The sequence below is a fragment of the Citrifermentans bemidjiense Bem genome (genome assembly GCF_000020725.1).
Taxonomy (GTDB): domain Bacteria; phylum Desulfobacterota; class Desulfuromonadia; order Geobacterales; family Geobacteraceae; genus Geomonas; species Geomonas bemidjiensis.
Genome location: NC_011146.1, coordinates 1770797 through 1787200, shown reverse-complemented (window position 1 = coordinate 1787200; position 16404 = coordinate 1770797). Strand labels below are relative to the sequence as shown.

Here is a 16404-nt window from a genome sequence, read left to right as displayed (position 1 = left end):
GTCCGCTCATGGCCTGGCCACCACCGAGACGACGCGGTTTTGCGAGGTCATGTTTCTATAGGCCCATTTGACCACCACGGTGAGCTGCTTACTCGATGCAGTCCCCGGGGTGCTTTCAGCCATGGTGGCCGCGGAGCGCTCGACGACAAAGGTTTTCTTCGCTCCGCGGACGCTGGTGGTCACGTTTACGAAGGCGTAGGGACCGACGATGCTATCGAAGGGGGTCCCCCTAAACTCGGCCATGTATTTCTCCCCCAGCTTCACCCCCTCGTTGCGCAGCTCGTTCTTGCTTGTTTGTTGCAGGGAGACGTTGATGGTCTCCAGCACCCCAAACATCCCGACCATGGCGATCAGCAGGGCGACCATGAGCTCGACCAGCGTGAACCCGCTGTTATTTGGCAACAATTTGTGTTGGGACACAGGCTCCTCCCGAGTTTCTTTTTCCCATATAGGCCTTGGCAGCGGTCACCACGACGCTGTCGATATTTCCTGGGTTCTCCGCCACCCCACCGGGTTCCACGCAGAGGGCGCGGTCGCCCCCTGTCATCAGGCCGCTGGCCTCGAAGCTGACGCGGTCGTCGGCGCCCATGGTGGCTGCGAACGGAAGTTGCTGCACCTGAAGCGCAGGACCGCTCCCGTCGGAGCTCGCGTAGACTGTCAGCCTCCGGTCTCCGAGCACCAAGGTGCGCGCCTGCTTAGTGTAGAGGGCCTCGACGCGCATCTCGGTCATCTTGGCGTAGATGGTCCTGGTCTGCTGCTCAATGCTCGACTTTTTCTGCATGCGGCCGAACTGCATGCTCCCAATGCCGAGCAGGGTGCCGATGATGGCCAGCACCACCACCATTTCGATCAGCGAAAAACCTCGCTCTCCCCTCATTACCGCTCCTGTATGTGCATGATCCGCTTGACCGGCTTGTTGCCGCTCTTGGTCACAATGGGGAAGGCGTCAGCCGGAGGCTTCCCGGTCATCGGGATTCCCGTTACCCGCCCCAGTCGAGCTGAACCGGCGCCGAAGGCCTCGGCGAGATCCACCTCCTTGAACTCGCCGGTGGAGAGCTGGATCAGCGCCTTGCCGACCAGCGCCGCATCATCGGGTCGTCCGCCTGTGCCATAATCGAGCCCCCAGAGATACGAGTTCCCACCGAAACCGCAGGCGTCGGCCGTCGGCGCGAAGGAGGTGAAGAACACGGTCCCGTTGGTTAGCGCCACCGCGTCGGTCACCACTCGCTCGGCGCCGTTGGCGGTCGTGGAGTTGGCCAGGTCGATCTTCCAGCCGCCGGCGCCAACGGCGGTTACAGAATCGGACTGGTTGGTAACCCCGCTGGTTATGGTCGCCGAGCAGTCTTTGTCGAGGTAGTTCCCCGGACGTCCGTTGGTGTTGTAGCAAGGTTCCTTGATGCCGTAGATGGCGCGCCTGGAACTGAAGTCATCGACTGTGCTGCCGTAGCGGTAGTAGTACCTGCCGGTGCCGAAGTAGAGCCAGAGCCTCTTGTTTTTGCGGTCCTGCAGTCTGGCAATGGCCGTGACAACCGGGCCGGTGTTTTCGATCACCGAGCTCCACCCCCACGTTGAGGGGGTGGAGCTCTCCTTGGTCATGATCCTGATCACGCCGCCGTTGGTCCAGGTGTCGGGGGTGCCGGAGACCTTCTTGGTGTACCCGACGTAGATGGCGTCGTCCTGATAATTGCCGGTGACGCCTTGGTTCCAACGGTCTGCATCTATGGCCGACCCAATCATCGAGCCGGCAAAGGCGTCCGTTATACCGGTGTCGATGGTGTGTTCCAGATTCCCGGTCAGCAGGTCGACTATGAAGAACTTGAGGGTCTGGTTGGAGCGCCCCATAAACTGGTTGTTCTCGGTGTCGACCGGGCCGGTGGGGCCGGAGCCGAAGACGGCATACCAGTGCCCATTGGTATTGCTGGGTCCTACCCGGATGATTGCCGGGCCGGAGGTGGCAAACCCGAGATCGGCATGGTTGAACTCCCAAAGCAGCTTGGGAGAGGCCGGGGTGGTGACGTCCAAGGCGAAGTAGGACGAGTAGCCGAACCCGAGACTGCCGTTGGCGGGATCTGTAATCGGTGTCTGCACGCAGTTGGACCCGCTGGCGCAGGTCTTGGTCGAGGCGCCGCCCAACCCCATCCCGCCGATCAGGACGCTTCTCCAGGTGTTGCCGCTGTTCAGGTTGTTGCTGCTGTCGACCACCGAGGAGAGCTTCGTGCACTCCCAGTAGTTGGCGGCTGTGCACCCGCCCGACGCGGCGGTACGTGTGCCTATGCTGGCGTCGAAAAGAAGGCTCGCCCCATCCACGTAGTAGAGGTGATGGTAGTTGGAGGCCGGGTAGTAGTTGAGATAGGGGAGCACGTTCTTCGGGATGTAGGCCCACATCTCCTTGCCGAGGTCCGGGTCGGGGTCGATGCTTGCCTTTTCGAAGCCGCTGGCGTTCACCCGCAAGAGCCCCAGCTTGAAGGCGTGCATCATGCCGTCGTTGGCCCCCACGTAGACCATGCCGCGCCCTTTGTACTCGTTGGAGCCGATGTACGAGCTGTAAGAACTGTCGCTGTAGCCGCTGGGTGCGGGGAGGTTGTAGGTGTTCAGCTTGCTGACCGACTGGATGCGCGGGGTCGAGGAGATGATATCCCCCAGCTTCCACACGCCGATCCCCCTCAACCTGGCGTCGTCGAGGTAGGTCGAGCTCCCCACGGTGCCTGCGGGAATACCCCACTTCTTGACGGTCCGGCTGCGCATGGTGGCGTTATCGAAACCCTGGACGTACTTCATGATGTCGCGGGCGTTGGCCGCGGAGCTCGCCTGCAGGTAAGGGGTCAAGAGCGTGGAATGGTCCGGCCGCACCGGATCCCCCTCGCCGTAGCTGAAACGCATCAGCCCGGTGCTGCCCAGCTCCGTCCCGCCGCTGATGAGCGGGGTGTAGAGGTTCCTGGGATCGGAGAGCACGTTGCGGGCGTGGAGGATCTTGCCGGCGCGCCAGAGGCTGTTGACGTCGTCCGCGTCCACCTTCGTCTCGGCCGTGTCCGCTATGCCGTCGCCGTTTGTGTCTTGGGACAGGTAGCCGTAGGTGGTGTTGTCGGCGGTGCTGAAGCGGAAGCTCACCACCTTGTCGTGCTGGAGGTTGAGCTTCAGCAGGTCGCCCGGGGGGGTGTCTTCCCTGATGGTGCTATGGCTGATCTGGGGGTCGACGAAGTACCACAGGTTCTGCATCTCTCCGATCCAGTCGACGCTGGTCTGGCTCTCGAAAACCTTCTTCGGGAAGAACACCGCCTGCAGGATGTTGGCCCCGCTCCCCTCGCTGTTGCTGAGGATGGAGGCGGCGGTACCGGAGGAGGCGCCGGCGGCGACGTTCTCCAGGGCCGTTTTCAGTGCGGTGCGCAAGTCGGCTGGGTCGGCGGCGCTGTTCACGGTGGTGCCGCCGTTTAGGGCCGTCAACCTCATCTGGTTATAGGAGTCGCACACGTCGGTGGTGTTGCTACTGGGTGGGGCGTTGAAGACCACGTGCGTCTTGATTGTCTGCGCCGCCTCGCACAGATCGGTACCGACCGGATCGCAGACCTGGCTCGGGTTGAAGATGTTGCGGTGCTTGGCGAAGTAGCTCAGGTCGTGGAGGAAAGGACTGCCGGAGTAGCTCCCGCAAGTGGTCGCCTCAGCCGTGGTGCTGGGATCGCGGAAGACGCCGTCGGTCCCCCCCTCCAGCACCTTGCCCATCACGGTGGCGTTCTGGTCTGCCGTTGAGGAGCCGTCGGTGATGATCAGGATGTTGTTCTGCTGGCAGCGAAACTGAATCGGGTTTCTGTTGGCGTCGAAGTCGGTGCTGTTGACCGGCGCCGCGATCGAAGCGGGCGCCGTGGTCCGCGCAGTGAACTTGGTGGAGCTCAGCGTCGGTGTGGTAGCGGTGGCGTCCTTGACGAAGTAGGCGATAGCGTTGTAGTACCCCTCGGCGAAGGGAGTCCAGGTCTTGGCCACAACGTCGTCTATGTCCTTGACGATTCCGGAGCTGTGGTCGCCGATGGACGACCCTATGTAGGAGTTCGTCATCATCATGCTGGCGTCCTTGTTGGTCACGCCGCTTGCGGGGCAAGGAAGCGCGGTGCTGCCGCACTCCGTGGTCGAGCCGAAGTCGTTGAACTTCATGGCGCCGAAGCGTATATCCTCGGAGAACTGCTGCACCAACCCGCTGGGCGCTGAAGTGACGGCGACCTTGGCATCGAACACCCCGACCGGCGCCCCGATGGCTCGCACCCCCGCGTCCATGATGACGGCGGGGATATTGCCGCTACTGGGGATGATGCTGGTGGGGTCGGTTACCTCGGCGAAGTTCGTCCCCATGCAGTAGTGCAGGATCTCACGCTTGATGCAGGTGTCGGATCCGGCCCCCGAGCCGAATTTGTCGGAAGAGCCGTTCCAGCACCTCCCCACGAACCCCGTGGTGTCTGAGCCCGGACCTATGTAGCGCCCGGTGGGAATCCCGTGCACCGCCGCGCTGGTACAGATGTAGTTGCCGTTCGACTCGTCGGTCAAGGCCGCGGGCGCGATGGGATTCTTGTTGTCCAGGTAGACGTTGTTGCAGGCAACCTTGATGTCGTTGAAGTTGAGTCCCGTGGTGGGCCAGCCGTCCGAGTCGTAGCTGGTGGTGGGGTCGGCGAACTTCTTCTTCAGCACGTAGCAGGTCTGCTGGGTATGGTTCAGGGTCGCCAGCGCGTTGTCCGCGGGCGAGGCGCCCAGGCAACTCTTCGTGTCCGTTGAGGCCTGGCCGTAGCTGCCGTTGCTCCAGTTGTAGACCGCACACTGGCAAGCGGTGGCGTTGTAGGTTCCCTCGAAGATCTCGATGGTGCTCTGCCCCCCCTGGGTGCGCGGGTCGAAGTTCGGCTCGACCGATGTGGGCCCCCTGACGGCAAAGGAGAGCTTGGGAATGGCCGGGAGCACCTTCACGAATCTCCTGCCCACGCATCCCCTCGACTCCCCCTTGAGCGTGCTCGTAGTTGGGTCGAACTTCCCGCCGGTGAGGATCTTCTTCTCGATGTCGAACTTGGAAGCGGAAAGCCAGTTGAGGAACTTGCCGCTGGCGACGAAGGTGGAGACGGTCCTGGTGGAGGGGGTGGCGCTGGCGTCGCCGGAAAGCGCCACGTAGACGTAGCTGGTCTTGAAGATGTTGACGTTGTCCGCCGCGGTGGCGGGAAGCCCTGCGACCACGGAGAATTTCCCGCCGGAGTACTGGTAGAACGGGTAGTTGCTGCTGTTGGCGATGGGGTCGAAGGTCGAGAAGTACCCTTCGTACTCCTTGGTGTCGTCGTAGGTGTTGTCGAAGCAGTAGGCCGAACTGACGAGGTTGCTGCCACAGCTGTAGGTAGGTACGGTCCCGTTGGATCCGGCGATGTACCCCATGTCATACATACTGGAGGAATTGTCGATAAGCATCAGCAGGTTCGGCTTGATTCCCCCGGAGATAAACGGCGGCGCCATGCAGTAAGGGTTGCCGGCATCCTCCGCGCAGGCCACGGCGGGAATGAGCATTGCGGCCAGCGCGATCAGGCAGGCGGTCTTTATCAAGAGCTTCTCGATTCGGTTTCCCATGTGCATACCTCGTCCTTTTGAAAAACGCGCCTGCCTAGGTTCCACCCGAGCCGGTCGCGGCGGATGCCTCAGTTTGTCCCCGTCAGCAACTTTTGCATTGTGGCTGCATCCTTGAAGCCGGGAAGCACCCGGCCGTCCGGCAGTACCAAGGTCGGGGTGGAGTTGATCCCCGCCGCGGCGGCGAAACGGATGGTCTCGTCCACTGGTTTCTTCGGCGTCGCCTCGGTGGCGGCAGGAAGCGCCTTGCCTGCGAAGGAGTTCTCAAGCAGTTCGAGCGACTTCGCAGCCAGGATCACCCTTGACTTGTCGTAGGCGTTCGGGTGCATCTTCAGTGGAAAGAGTTTGATGTAGATGGCAAGATCCGGTTCCAGGGCCGCGAGCTTCTTCAACTCGCCATGCGCCTTGGCGCAGTAGGGGCACTCGGGGTCGGTGAAGACAAAGAGCTTCTTCTTCCCCTTTGGGTTTCCCATCACCAGCGCGTCGTTGCTGGAAAGGGTCTTGGGGTCGAGGCGTTCCTGCTGCTTGGCTGCTGGCGCATTCGCCCCCACCGGCTGTCTGGATGCGATGTCGAACGCCTGGCCGGCGATGATGTACTTCTTGCTGTAATCGACATAGGCGACTCCGGAGTTTCCCTGCTGCTCGAAGGTCACCTCGTATAACCCGCGCACTTCCGCTGGCTTCACATCCTTGACCACTCCGATCCCCTTCAGGAGCGAGCCGGCCTCCTGCAAGGTGATGCTGTGGCACGAGGCGCACTCTCCGCCGCACCCGCCGGACATGGCGAAGACGGGGACGACGAGCGCCAGGGGCGCGAGGGCAGAAGCTGCGGCGACCAGATATTTGAGACCTTTGAACCAAGACATGTATCTACCTCGTTTGACGTTTTGGGCTTTCAGAGTGCAGCAACTATCATGCCGCCAACCAACGGAGTGAAGAGGCCCCGCCATTGGCTGCAATTCTCAGGAGTTCGGGGTTCCACGCCGGGAGGTCCCGGCGAAAACTATGCAATTTTTTCATAGCAAAAGCAAGAGGTATGCAAAAAGTGCCTTCTCTTTCGCGTGAGCCCGGTCGGCGCGGCGTGGCATCGATCACCCCAGCTCGTACTCCTTCAGCTTGTACAAAAGCGCCCGGTGGCTTATTTCCAGGAGCTTAGCGGCGCGAGTCCTGTTGCCTGCGGTCTGTTCCAGGGCGCGCACGATAAGCGCGCGCTCCAGGGCCTCCCCCCCCTTTTTTATCGACAGCGACTCGGGGATGTCGGTCGCCCTTCTCTCGATCCCCACCCCGCGGCGCACACTCTCCGGCAGGCACGACAGCCCAAGGGCACCCGCTTCGCACAGCACCAGCCCGCGTTCGATGCAGTTCTCCAGTTCCCTCACGTTCCCCGGCCAGCGGTAGCGCACCAGGGCCTGCAGCGTCTCGGGGCTCGGGCGCACGCCGGTTATCCCCATCCTCTCACCATGCTTTTCCAGGAAGTGATCCACCAGGAGGGGGACGTCCTCGATCCTGTCCCGCAGGGCCGGCAGCGAGATGGGAAAGACGTTGAGCCTGAAGTAGAGGTCCTCGCGGAACCTTCCTGCCGCCACCTCCTGTGCCAGGTCGCGCGAGGTGGCCGAAACAACGCGGACGTTAACGGCCTGGGAGGTTGCAGCACCGACCCGGCGGATCTCCTCCTCCTGCAGCACGCGCAAAAGCTTTACCTGAAGCGGCAAGGAGAGCTCGGAGATCTCGTCGAGGAACAGAGTGCCGCCGTCGGCTTCCTCAAAGAGCCCCGTCTTGTCTTGGCTCGCGTCGGTGAAGGCGCCCTTCACGTGCCCGAAGAGTTCGCTTTCCAGCAGCGATTCGGGGATGGCGCCGCAGTTGACCGCCACAAAGGGGCCAGCCCGGCGCACCCCGCAGTAGTGCAGCGCCCGGGCGACGAGTTCCTTGCCGGTCCCCGACTCCCCCAGGATGAGCACCGAAGTCTTGTGCTCGGAGAGCTTCAACACCAGCCGCCCGATCTCGGCCATGCGTTCGCTTCTGCTGATGATGTCGCCCAAGGGACGGCGGCGCACCACCTCCTCGCGCAGCCTCCGGTTTTCATCCTTCAGCCTTTCGCGCTCCTCCGCTTTCTTCAGCACCAGCGAGATCTCGTCGCTGTTGAAAGGCTTGGAGATGTAGTCGTAGGCGCCGAGCTTCATGCAGCCCACGGCATCCTCAAGCGTGCCGTAGGCGGACATCATGATCACGGTGCTGTTTATCCCCGCAGTGGTGCAGGCGGCCAGGAAAGCCCTGCCGTCCAGGACCGGCATGCGGATGTCGCAGAGGATGAAGGCGTAGCTCCCCTGTCGCGCCTTCTCCATGGCCTGCTCGCCGTTCGCCGCCTGCTCCACCTGGTATCCCTGCTTTTTCAGCATGACCTGGAGCATGTGGCGCAGGTTTTCCTCGTCGTCCACCACCAGTATTTTCTTCTTCTCGGTCACACTTTCTCCTAAACGCCCAGCCTGTCTGACCTGTCTGACCTGTCTGACCTTGCGGCCCCAGCCCCTAGCCACTGCCTCCCGCCGGCAGCGTCAGCCTGAACCGGCTCCCCTCTCCCAACTCGCTTTGCACGGTGAGTGTCCCGCCGCACGACTCGGCTATCCTGGCCGCGATGGCTAGCCCCAGACCGGTTCCCTTACCGGGCTCCTTGGTGGTGAAGAAGGGGTCGAATACCAGCGGCAGGTGCTCGGGCGGCATACCTTCACCGGTGTCGGCAACCTCGATGGCGACGCCCCCTCCCACGCTCATCCCCTTGAGCTGCAGCTTGCCCCCCTTGGGCATGGCATCCTTGGCATTCATGATGAGGTTGATGAGCAGCTGCTCCAACTGGTGCGGGTCGGCATACAGCCGCGGCAGGGACGGCTCCGCCTCGACCGTGACCTCCAAGAGCTTCAACGCCCCCTGTGCCTCCAGAAGCTCCACCACCTTCTCCAACAGCTGCAGCACTTCTATTTCCTCACGCTGGCTACCCTTGGGCCGGGCATAGTCCAAAAGCCCCCTGACGATCCTGTCGATCCGCTTCGACTCTTCGGTGATCCTGCGCAGGTAATCTGACTTCTCCGGGTCGCCGGCAACCTCCTCGGAGAGAATCCCGCTGTACCCCATGATGGCCGCAAGCGGAGTCCCGATTTCGTGTGCCATCCCGGCCGCCAAAAGCCCAACGGACGCCATCTTCTCGGAACGTATCGCCTCGTTGCGCGCCTCGATGATCTCCCGGTTGGCGCGGTTCAAGGAGGCTACATTTGCCTCGACCTCCTCCCTCTTCTCCCTGAGCGCCACCACCATCGTATTGAAGGCGTCGCCCAGTTCCGCCACTTCCTGGCTTCCGGGGATGTCCACGGTGCCGCTCAAATCCCCCGCCGCGATTCTGCGGGTCGCCGCCAACAGTCTTCTTATCGGCACAACTACGCTTGAGGAAAGAAGATATGAGCCGACCACCAGGAGCAGCAGGAAATCGAGGATGAAGTAGGAAAGAAAAAGGTTCCGGGAACCTCTGAGCTTTTCCCGCTCGGGAAGCAGCGACAGGGTGAGCCGAGCCGCCCCGATCGCCCTCCCCTGCTCCATGACCGGAAGGTAGCACCACGCAAGCCGGCCGTCCGGCGACACCTGGAAGGTCCCGCGCCCACGGCGCAATACGCCGAGCAAAGCGGCATTGGCCCCGCCCGGATCGGAGAGGGTGTAGAGGTCTCGCCCCGCGGAATCGATCACCAGCAGCCCCACGAAGGCACGGTCCTTCCTAAGGTGCTCCAGGTACTTGGCCGCGGCCGAACCTGGTTCGGGCGGGGCCAAAGGACGCGGCAGCAGAAGGACGATGCTGGAAAGCAACAGCTTTCCTTCTTCCCCCTTTTGGTTCAGCAGGTCTTTTTCGGCGGTGTTGAAGGAGATTACGGAAAGAAGCACCCAGGTGAGCACCAGCATGATGCTCAGGGCGGAGAGGGTATAGAAGGTGAGGCTGAACCGGGTAGGTTTCATACGGGACGCTTTAGCTTCCCATGCTCAGGTACCAGTGAATGATTCTGTTGCCGTAGAAGATGTAGAGCACGGCGCCGCTTGCCAGGAAGGGGCCGAATGGGATGGCGAGGCTGGAATTCTCCTTACGGGCCAGCATCACGCTCACCCCTATCACGGAGCCGATCAGGGAGGCCGTGAAGATGATGAAGAGGATTGCCTTCCAGCCGAGGAAAGCGCCCATCATGGCGAGAAGTTTGATGTCTCCTCCTCCCATGCCGTCCTTCTTGGCGATGGCCTGGTAGATATAGGCGACAAGAAAGAGGCTCCCGCCGCCTGCCAATATGCCGATCAGCGAGTTGAGCCACCCCAGTTGCGGAATGAAAAAAGACGCTGCAAAACCGGCGACGATGCCTGGGAGCGTGATGGCGTCGGGAATGATCTGGTGTTCCAGGTCTATGAAGGTGACCACGACGAGCGCGCTGCAGAATACGAACAGGACGCCAAAGATCGATCCCTGTCTCAGCACGATCTGCATCGGTGCCTCTTCGATGAGCCGCACAGGGAAAAGCCTGATGAAAAGCGCCAGGGTGAGGAAAGCGTTCAAAAGCTCCACCAGCGGGTACTGCGCCGAGATGGGAGCGCCGCAGCCGCGGCATTTCCCCTTCAAGAGGAGATAGCTCAGCACCGGGATGTTATCGTACCAGCGGATGCGGTAATCGCACTTGGGGCAGTGCGAAGGGGGGGAGACCACCGATTCCCCTTGGGGCATGCGGCAGATGCAGACGTTGAGGAAGGAGCCGACCACGCCCCCCAGGATGAAGGCGAAGCAGGAATAGATGATGTAGGGGATGCTCAATGCGAACCTCGTACGCCCCTCATGAGCGGGCTGCAGAGCAGTATAAATGAAAATTAAAAGCGGGGCTAGGGGCTAGGGGCCAGGGGCTGGAGAAAAACTTGTTTTTCCCTAGCCCCCAGTCCCCAGCCCCTAGCCCCTGCTTCTACCTGAGCCTCTGGATCTTCTCCAGGCTCTCTTCCAAGAGCTTCTTCTTGTTGGCAAACTCGCCTATCTTCTCGCGCTCCTTCTCGACCACGTCAGCCGGGGCGCGCTCGACGAAGCTCGGGTTCTCAAGCTTCTTGGAGAGGAACTCGATGTCCTTCTCGATCTTGGCGATCTCTTTGCCTAGACGCTTCTCCTCTTCCTCGACGTTCACCAGCCCCCTGAGCGGCACGATGATCTCGACGTCGCCCGCGACCTGCAGCGAAGCTTCTGCGGGACGCTCGATCCCCTGGCCGATGCCCAGGTCGGAGAGGCGCGCAAGGCTCATAACGTAGGCCTCGTTGCGCTTCAAGAGGGCAAGGCTTGCCTCGGACTTGCAGTCGAGGATGGCGGCGATCTGCTTGCTCGGGGCCACTTCCATCTCGCCGCGGATGTTCCTGATCCCCTTGATCACTTCCATGACCAGATCCATCTCGGTGGCGGCAGCGGCGTAACCTTCCCACTCAGCGCAAGGGGTCGGGAAGCTGGAGATCATGATCGACTCGGCGGCGCCATCCTTTTTCGGAAGCGCCTGCCAGATCTCCTCGGTGATGAACGGCATGAACGGATGCAGAAGGCGCAGCAGGTTCTCCAGCACCAGCCAGAGCACATACTTCGCCGAAGCCTGCCTGTCGGCGTCCCCCTTGTAGAGGTCGTCCTTGGCAAGCTCGATGTACCAGTCGCAGAACTCGCTCCAGGTGAAGCGGTACAAATCGTTCGCCGCCTCGTTGAAGCGGAAGGATCCGAGCGCGGCGTCGACCGAGACGGCGGTCTGGTTCAGCCGGTACAGTATCCAGCGGTCGGCGTTGGAAAGCTTGAGGGAAGCCGGGTCCACCCTGTTCGGGTCGAAACCCTCCAGGTTCATCATGGCGAAGCGGGAGGCGTTCCAGATCTTGTTGGCGAAGTTGCGGTAGCCGGCGATCCTCTCCTCGGCGAGCTTGATGTCACGACCCTGTGCTGCGAAGGCGGCCAGGGTGAAGCGGAAGGCGTCGGTGCCGTAGGCGTCGATCACGGTCAGCGGATCGATCACGTTCCCCTTGGACTTGGACATCTTCTGCCCCTGCGCGTCGCGCACCAGGGCATGGATGTAGACGTCGGTGAAGGGGACCTCGTCCATGAAGTGGAGCCCCATCATCATCATGCGCGCCACCCAGAAGAAGAGGATGTCGAAGCCGGTGATGAGGCACGAGGTCGGGTAGAAGGAGGCGAGCTCTGGTGTCTTCTCCGGCCACCCCATGGTGGAGAAGGGCCAAAGCGCCGAGGAGAACCAGGTGTCGAGCACGTCGGTTTCCTGGCGGATCTCGTCGGAGCCGCACTCGTCGCAGCAAGTCGGATCCTCCTTGGCGACCGTGATGTGGCCGCAGTGGTCGCAGTACCAGGCGGGAATGCGGTGCCCCCACCAGATCTGGCGCGAGATGCACCAGTCGCGGATGTTCTCCATCCAGTCGTAGTAGGTGTTCTCCCACTGCTGCGGGACGATCTTCGTGCGCCCGTCCTTGACGGCGCCCAAAGCGCGCTCGGCCAAAGGTGCAACCTTCACGTACCACTGCAGCGACATGTACGGCTCGACCACGGTCTTGCAGCGGTAGCAGCCGCCGACGGAAAGCGCGTGGTCCTGGATCTTCTCCAAAAGCCCGGCAGCTTCGAGATCGGCCACCACCTGCTTCCTGGCGGCGAAGCGCTCCATCCCCTCGTACTGCTTGCCGGCTGCGTTCACGACGCCCGACTCGTCGAAGACGTTGATGCGGTCCAGGTTGTGCCTGACCCCCATCTCGAAGTCGTTGAAATCGTGGGCCGGGGTGATCTTCACCACGCCGGTGCCGAACTCGCGGTCGACATAGTCGTCGGCGATGATCGGGATCTCGCGGTTGACCAGGGGGAGCATCACCATCTTCCCGATCAGGTGGGCGTAGCGCTCGTCCTCGGGGTGTACCGCCACCGCGGTGTCGCCCAGCATGGTTTCCGGGCGGGTGGTGGCAACCACCAAGAAGTCATTCGTCCCGACCACCGGGTAGCGCAGGTGCCACAGGTGCCCCGCCTTCTCCTCGTGCTCGACCTCGATGTCGGAGAGCGCGGTATGGCAGCGCGGGCACCAGTTGATCAGGCGGTTGTCGCGGTAGATCAGCTTCTCCTGGTACAGGCGCACGAACACCTCGCGCACCGCCTTGGAGAGGCCGGCGTCCATGGTGAAGCGCTCGCGCTCCCAGTCGCAGGAGGCGCCCAGGCGCTTCAGCTGGCCGATGATCTGCCCGCCGGATTCGCCCTTCCACTGCCAGACCCGCTCGATGAACGCCTCGCGTCCCAACTCGAAACGGTCCTTCCCCTCGGCCGCCAGCTGGCGCTCAACCACGTTTTGCGTCGCGATGCCGGCATGGTCGGTCCCCGGCATCCAGAGGACGTTGTAACCGGCCATACGTTTCCAGCGGCACAGGATATCCTGCAGCGTATTGTTGAGCGCGTGCCCCATATGCAACACGCCGGTGATGTTCGGGGGGGGGATCACGATGCTGTAGCCAGGCTTGTCGGAGGGGACGTTCGCGTGGAAGTAACCCTTCTGCTCCCACTGCTGGTACCAACGCTCCTCGACGCTTTTCGGCTCGTAAACCTTTTCCAGCTCTTTGTTTGCCATCTAATCGACCTCTTCGGTATCTAAAGTATGAAAAAAGGGGATCGTGAAATCCCCTGATTCGTAAGCGGATGCCGGGACGGGCTGGATCAGCCGCGCTCGCCCGACCTCAATTTCCTGATCTCTTCCTTGATGAGCACCTCGGCCAGGTCGGGAACCACCTCCCAGACGATCCTCTCGATGACCTCTCTGGAAACCTTGGAGAGAGCGGCCACCAACTGCTCCTCGCTCAGTTCCGCAGGAGCAGCCGGAGCGGCTGCAGCGGCAGCGACGGGAGCTGCACTCTGCGGTACTTTGGCGGGCTCGGCTACCGGAGCGGCTACGGCCGGGGCTTCCCGCTCCAACACCGCCTCGGCCACGGTCGCAAAGGGATCGTACTCCGGGAACTGGAACGCCTCGGCCTCGGCTGCCGCGGCAGGAGCAGCTTCAGCTGCCGCAGCCGGCTCCTCGGCGAGGGCGAAGAACTCCTCCTCGCTGATGCTGACCGGCAATTCCTCTACCTGCGCTTCGGGCTCCAGGTCCAGGGCGGGGCCCGTTTCTTCGATGTCTTCGGCGTCCTCGTCGAAGCTGAAGAGCTCCTCGGCCTCGAACTCCCCTTCCGGCTCCACTACCCCGAAAAGCTGGGCAGGAGGTGCTGCCGGAGCGGCCTGAACCTCCTCCAGCTCGAAGGCCCCCCAGAGATCGTCCTCCTGCGTCGCTTCCACCAGTTCCTCTTGCACCGCAGCGGCGACCACGGATACCGCGGGTGCTGCTGCGATGGGCTCCGGCTCGGCCTCTGCCGACACGTTTCCCCAGACCGCCTCGGCATCGGGGAAAGATGCAGCCTCGGGAGCCTCCACGGGAGGCATGTTGTCGAAAGAGGAAAGGTCGCCCCAAAGCTCCTCGGCGGCGTCGGCGGCGGGGGCCGCGGCGGGCATAGGCGCGCTCTTCCGGGACTTCCCCACGGCCAGCATCTCCTTCACCCGGTCGATCAGCTGCTGGGACTCAAACGGCTTAGAAATGGAAGCGTCGGCGCCGCAGTCGCGCGCCTTCTCCTCGTCCAGCGGCTCGAAAGCGCCGATCAGGAGCAGGATCGGTACGGAGTTGAGCTTGGGATCGCGGCGGATCTCGGCGCAGACCTCGTACCCGGTCTTGCCGGGCATCAGGGCGTCGACCAGCATCACGTCCGGGTTTACCTCCCGCGCCTTCTCAAGGGCAGCCGTGCCGTTGTCGACTACGGTTAGCTCGAACTCCTCGTTGGCAAATATAATTGCCACAACCTTCTGGATGGTGATGCTGTCATCGGCGAGGAGCAGTCTATTGCCCATCTATCCCTCCGCTACTTTGAAAGCTTATTGTCAGGAGTTAATTTGGCACAGAAAAGTCGAATAGTCCGGCTAAGACAGGCAATGCAATCGAAGTGCTGATACAAAGAATTTGTCTTTTGACAGGACAGAAAGAAATGACAGTTCACAACTGAGCGCAAAGTGATCCAGTTTCATGCAAAACGGTAGAAAAAGCTAGCATAAAGGGTACAACGTGTCAAGGTATTTGCCCTTTTCTATTAATTACTCGTCATTGAATCTGGCCATCTCTCCAAGCTCGGGCGGAATGCCGAATAGCTGCGATGCCACGGTGGAAAGATCGCCTCTGAGCTTGTTGAACTCGTGGGTGTTCTTGTAGTCCAGCCGGGCGGTCAGAAGTATCACGAAGGTGTCTGACGCCGGGTCGATCCAGATAGAGGTTCCCGAATAGCCGGTGTGGCCGAAGGATATCCTGGAGAAGCCGTTGCCGCGCGGAGAAGAGAACGGGGAGGAGATGTCCCAGCCCAGGCCCCGCACCACGCCGCCGCCGCGCGAGAAGTAGGGGGCGGTCATCTGGTCCACGGTCCTCGCCGCCAGCACCCGCCTGCCGTCGAGGGTCCCTCCCCCCAACATCATGCGGCAAAGCCTGCCCAGGTCGCGCGCCGTGGAGAAGAGCCCCGCGTGCCCCGCCACTCCGCCCAACTGCCTGCAGAGCGGGTCCTGCACCTCTCCCATGAGGATGCGCCCCTCGGTCAGGGTAGCGCAGAAGCGCCCTTCCCTCTTGGGATTGAAGCAGGTATCGGTCATGCCGAGCGGGCGGTAGAAGGAGGCCTGGGTGTAGACGTCCAGGGGAGCGCCGGTCGCCCTGCGCACCAGTTCCGCCAGGAGAATGAAGTTGAGGTCTGCGTACCGGAAGCGGCTACCCACCTCCCCCTTGAGCTTCTGGGTGGCGGCGCCCTCTATGGCCGAGCGGATCGGGCTATCCCCGTAAAGCTGCACGTCATCGAGCCCTGAGGTGTGGGTGAGCAGGTGCAGCACCAGGATGGAATCCTTGCCATGCCCGGCCATCTCCGGAAACCATTTCACCACGGGATCGATCAGCGAGATCCTCCCCTCTTCGGCGAGTTTCAGGACCGACGGGGTGGTTGCTGCGACCTTGGTGAGGGAAGCGATGTCGAAGATGGTGTCGACCGCCATGAGGGGGGCGTCGGGGAGGGGGGAGATCCGGCCATAGGCCTTCTCGAAGAGGATTCTGTCCCGGCTCCCGACCAGTACCACGCCGCCGGCGATGAGGTTGCGGCCTATGGCGTCGCCGATCAGCGCGTCGATCCTGGCGAGGTCGGCGGCATAGCCGCTGGTGGCGCAGAGGACGAGTAGGAGGCTACAGATGATTTTTCTGAAAAAAGGCATGGCTCGCCGAGAAACGGGGTTGAAGGCTCTGATTACGCGATAGCTCCCGCGGGGGGCTAGTTCATCCTGAAGTTGACCGATTTCAGCACCTTTCCCTCGCCGTCAACCGCGTCGCAGCGCCACTCCCCCGAAAGCCCCTTCTCCACCACCTTGCGGCTGTAGGTGCGCCAGTGCGCCCCTTTCACCGGGAGCTCGTACTCGGCGACCACCTCGTCGTTCAGGTACCAGAGCTGCTTGATCGTGGTGTCGGTGTCCTCGGGGGCCGAAAAGCGGGTGAAGCAATAGAGCGCTTTCACCGAAGCGGAAGAGATGCGCCGCACCGAGTCGATGGGGTTTCCCTTGACGATCTTGGTGGTTACCGCCATCTCGGTGATCTTCAGGTCGGCGGCGTGCGACTGGCTGAAGCCTGCGAGAAGGATAAAAAGGATAGCGGCGACTGTGGTGAAAAGCGTGGTGCGATTCATGGTGCCTCCAGCAGCGATTCCCGAATTAAATGC

Annotated in this window: 11 protein-coding genes; all 11 read right to left on the bottom strand. The window is 62.1% G+C overall.

Annotated features, from left to right (window positions below; all coding sequences use genetic code 11):
* Positions 1-6: 6 nt before the first annotated feature.
* Positions 7-420 (bottom strand): type IV pilus modification PilV family protein, encoded by a 414-nt coding sequence (locus tag GBEM_RS07730; RefSeq protein ID WP_012529972.1) that lies wholly within the window; start codon positions 418-420, stop codon positions 7-9.
* The gene (locus GBEM_RS07725; RefSeq protein WP_012529971.1) at positions 392-877 is read right to left on the bottom strand and encodes a pilus assembly FimT family protein; all 486 of its coding nucleotides are present in this window, start codon (positions 875-877) and stop codon (positions 392-394) included. The genes GBEM_RS07730 and GBEM_RS07725 overlap by 29 nt, the downstream gene beginning before the upstream one ends.
* On the bottom strand, positions 877-5583 hold the full coding sequence (locus GBEM_RS07720; RefSeq protein ID WP_012529970.1) for a pilus assembly protein: 4707 nt from the start codon (positions 5581-5583) through the stop codon (positions 877-879). The genes GBEM_RS07725 and GBEM_RS07720 overlap by 1 nt, the downstream gene beginning before the upstream one ends.
* A 68-nt stretch (positions 5584-5651) precedes the next feature.
* Positions 5652-6446 carry a DsbC family protein gene (locus GBEM_RS07715; RefSeq protein ID WP_012529969.1) on the bottom strand — a complete coding sequence of 265 codons (795 nt, stop codon included), beginning with the start codon at positions 6444-6446 and terminating at the stop codon, positions 5652-5654.
* A 225-nt stretch (positions 6447-6671) separates the two neighbouring features.
* Positions 6672-8042, bottom strand: a complete 1371-nt coding sequence (locus GBEM_RS07710) for a sigma-54-dependent transcriptional regulator (RefSeq protein ID WP_012529968.1) — start codon at positions 8040-8042, stop codon at positions 6672-6674.
* 64 nt (positions 8043-8106) lie between these two features.
* On the bottom strand, positions 8107-9573 hold the full coding sequence (locus tag GBEM_RS07705) for a sensor histidine kinase (protein ID WP_012529967.1): 1467 nt from the start codon (positions 9571-9573) through the stop codon (positions 8107-8109).
* A 10-nt stretch (positions 9574-9583) separates the two neighbouring features.
* Positions 9584-10408, bottom strand: a complete 825-nt coding sequence (locus GBEM_RS07700) for a prepilin peptidase (RefSeq protein WP_012529966.1) — start codon at positions 10406-10408, stop codon at positions 9584-9586.
* Positions 10409-10550: 142 nt separating this feature from the next.
* Positions 10551-13217 carry a valine--tRNA ligase gene (locus GBEM_RS07695; RefSeq protein ID WP_012529965.1) on the bottom strand — a complete coding sequence of 889 codons (2667 nt, stop codon included), beginning with the start codon at positions 13215-13217 and terminating at the stop codon, positions 10551-10553.
* 86 nt (positions 13218-13303) lie between these two features.
* On the bottom strand, positions 13304-14521 hold the full coding sequence (locus GBEM_RS07690) for a response regulator (RefSeq protein ID WP_012529964.1): 1218 nt from the start codon (positions 14519-14521) through the stop codon (positions 13304-13306).
* A 240-nt stretch (positions 14522-14761) separates the two neighbouring features.
* Positions 14762-15907, bottom strand: a complete 1146-nt coding sequence (locus tag GBEM_RS07685) for a serine hydrolase domain-containing protein (RefSeq protein ID WP_012529963.1) — start codon at positions 15905-15907, stop codon at positions 14762-14764.
* A 56-nt stretch (positions 15908-15963) separates the two neighbouring features.
* A complete protein-coding gene (locus GBEM_RS07680) occupies positions 15964-16371 on the bottom strand; it encodes a DUF2914 domain-containing protein (protein ID WP_012529962.1) in 408 nt (135 codons plus the stop codon).
* Positions 16372-16404 lie beyond the last annotated feature (33 nt).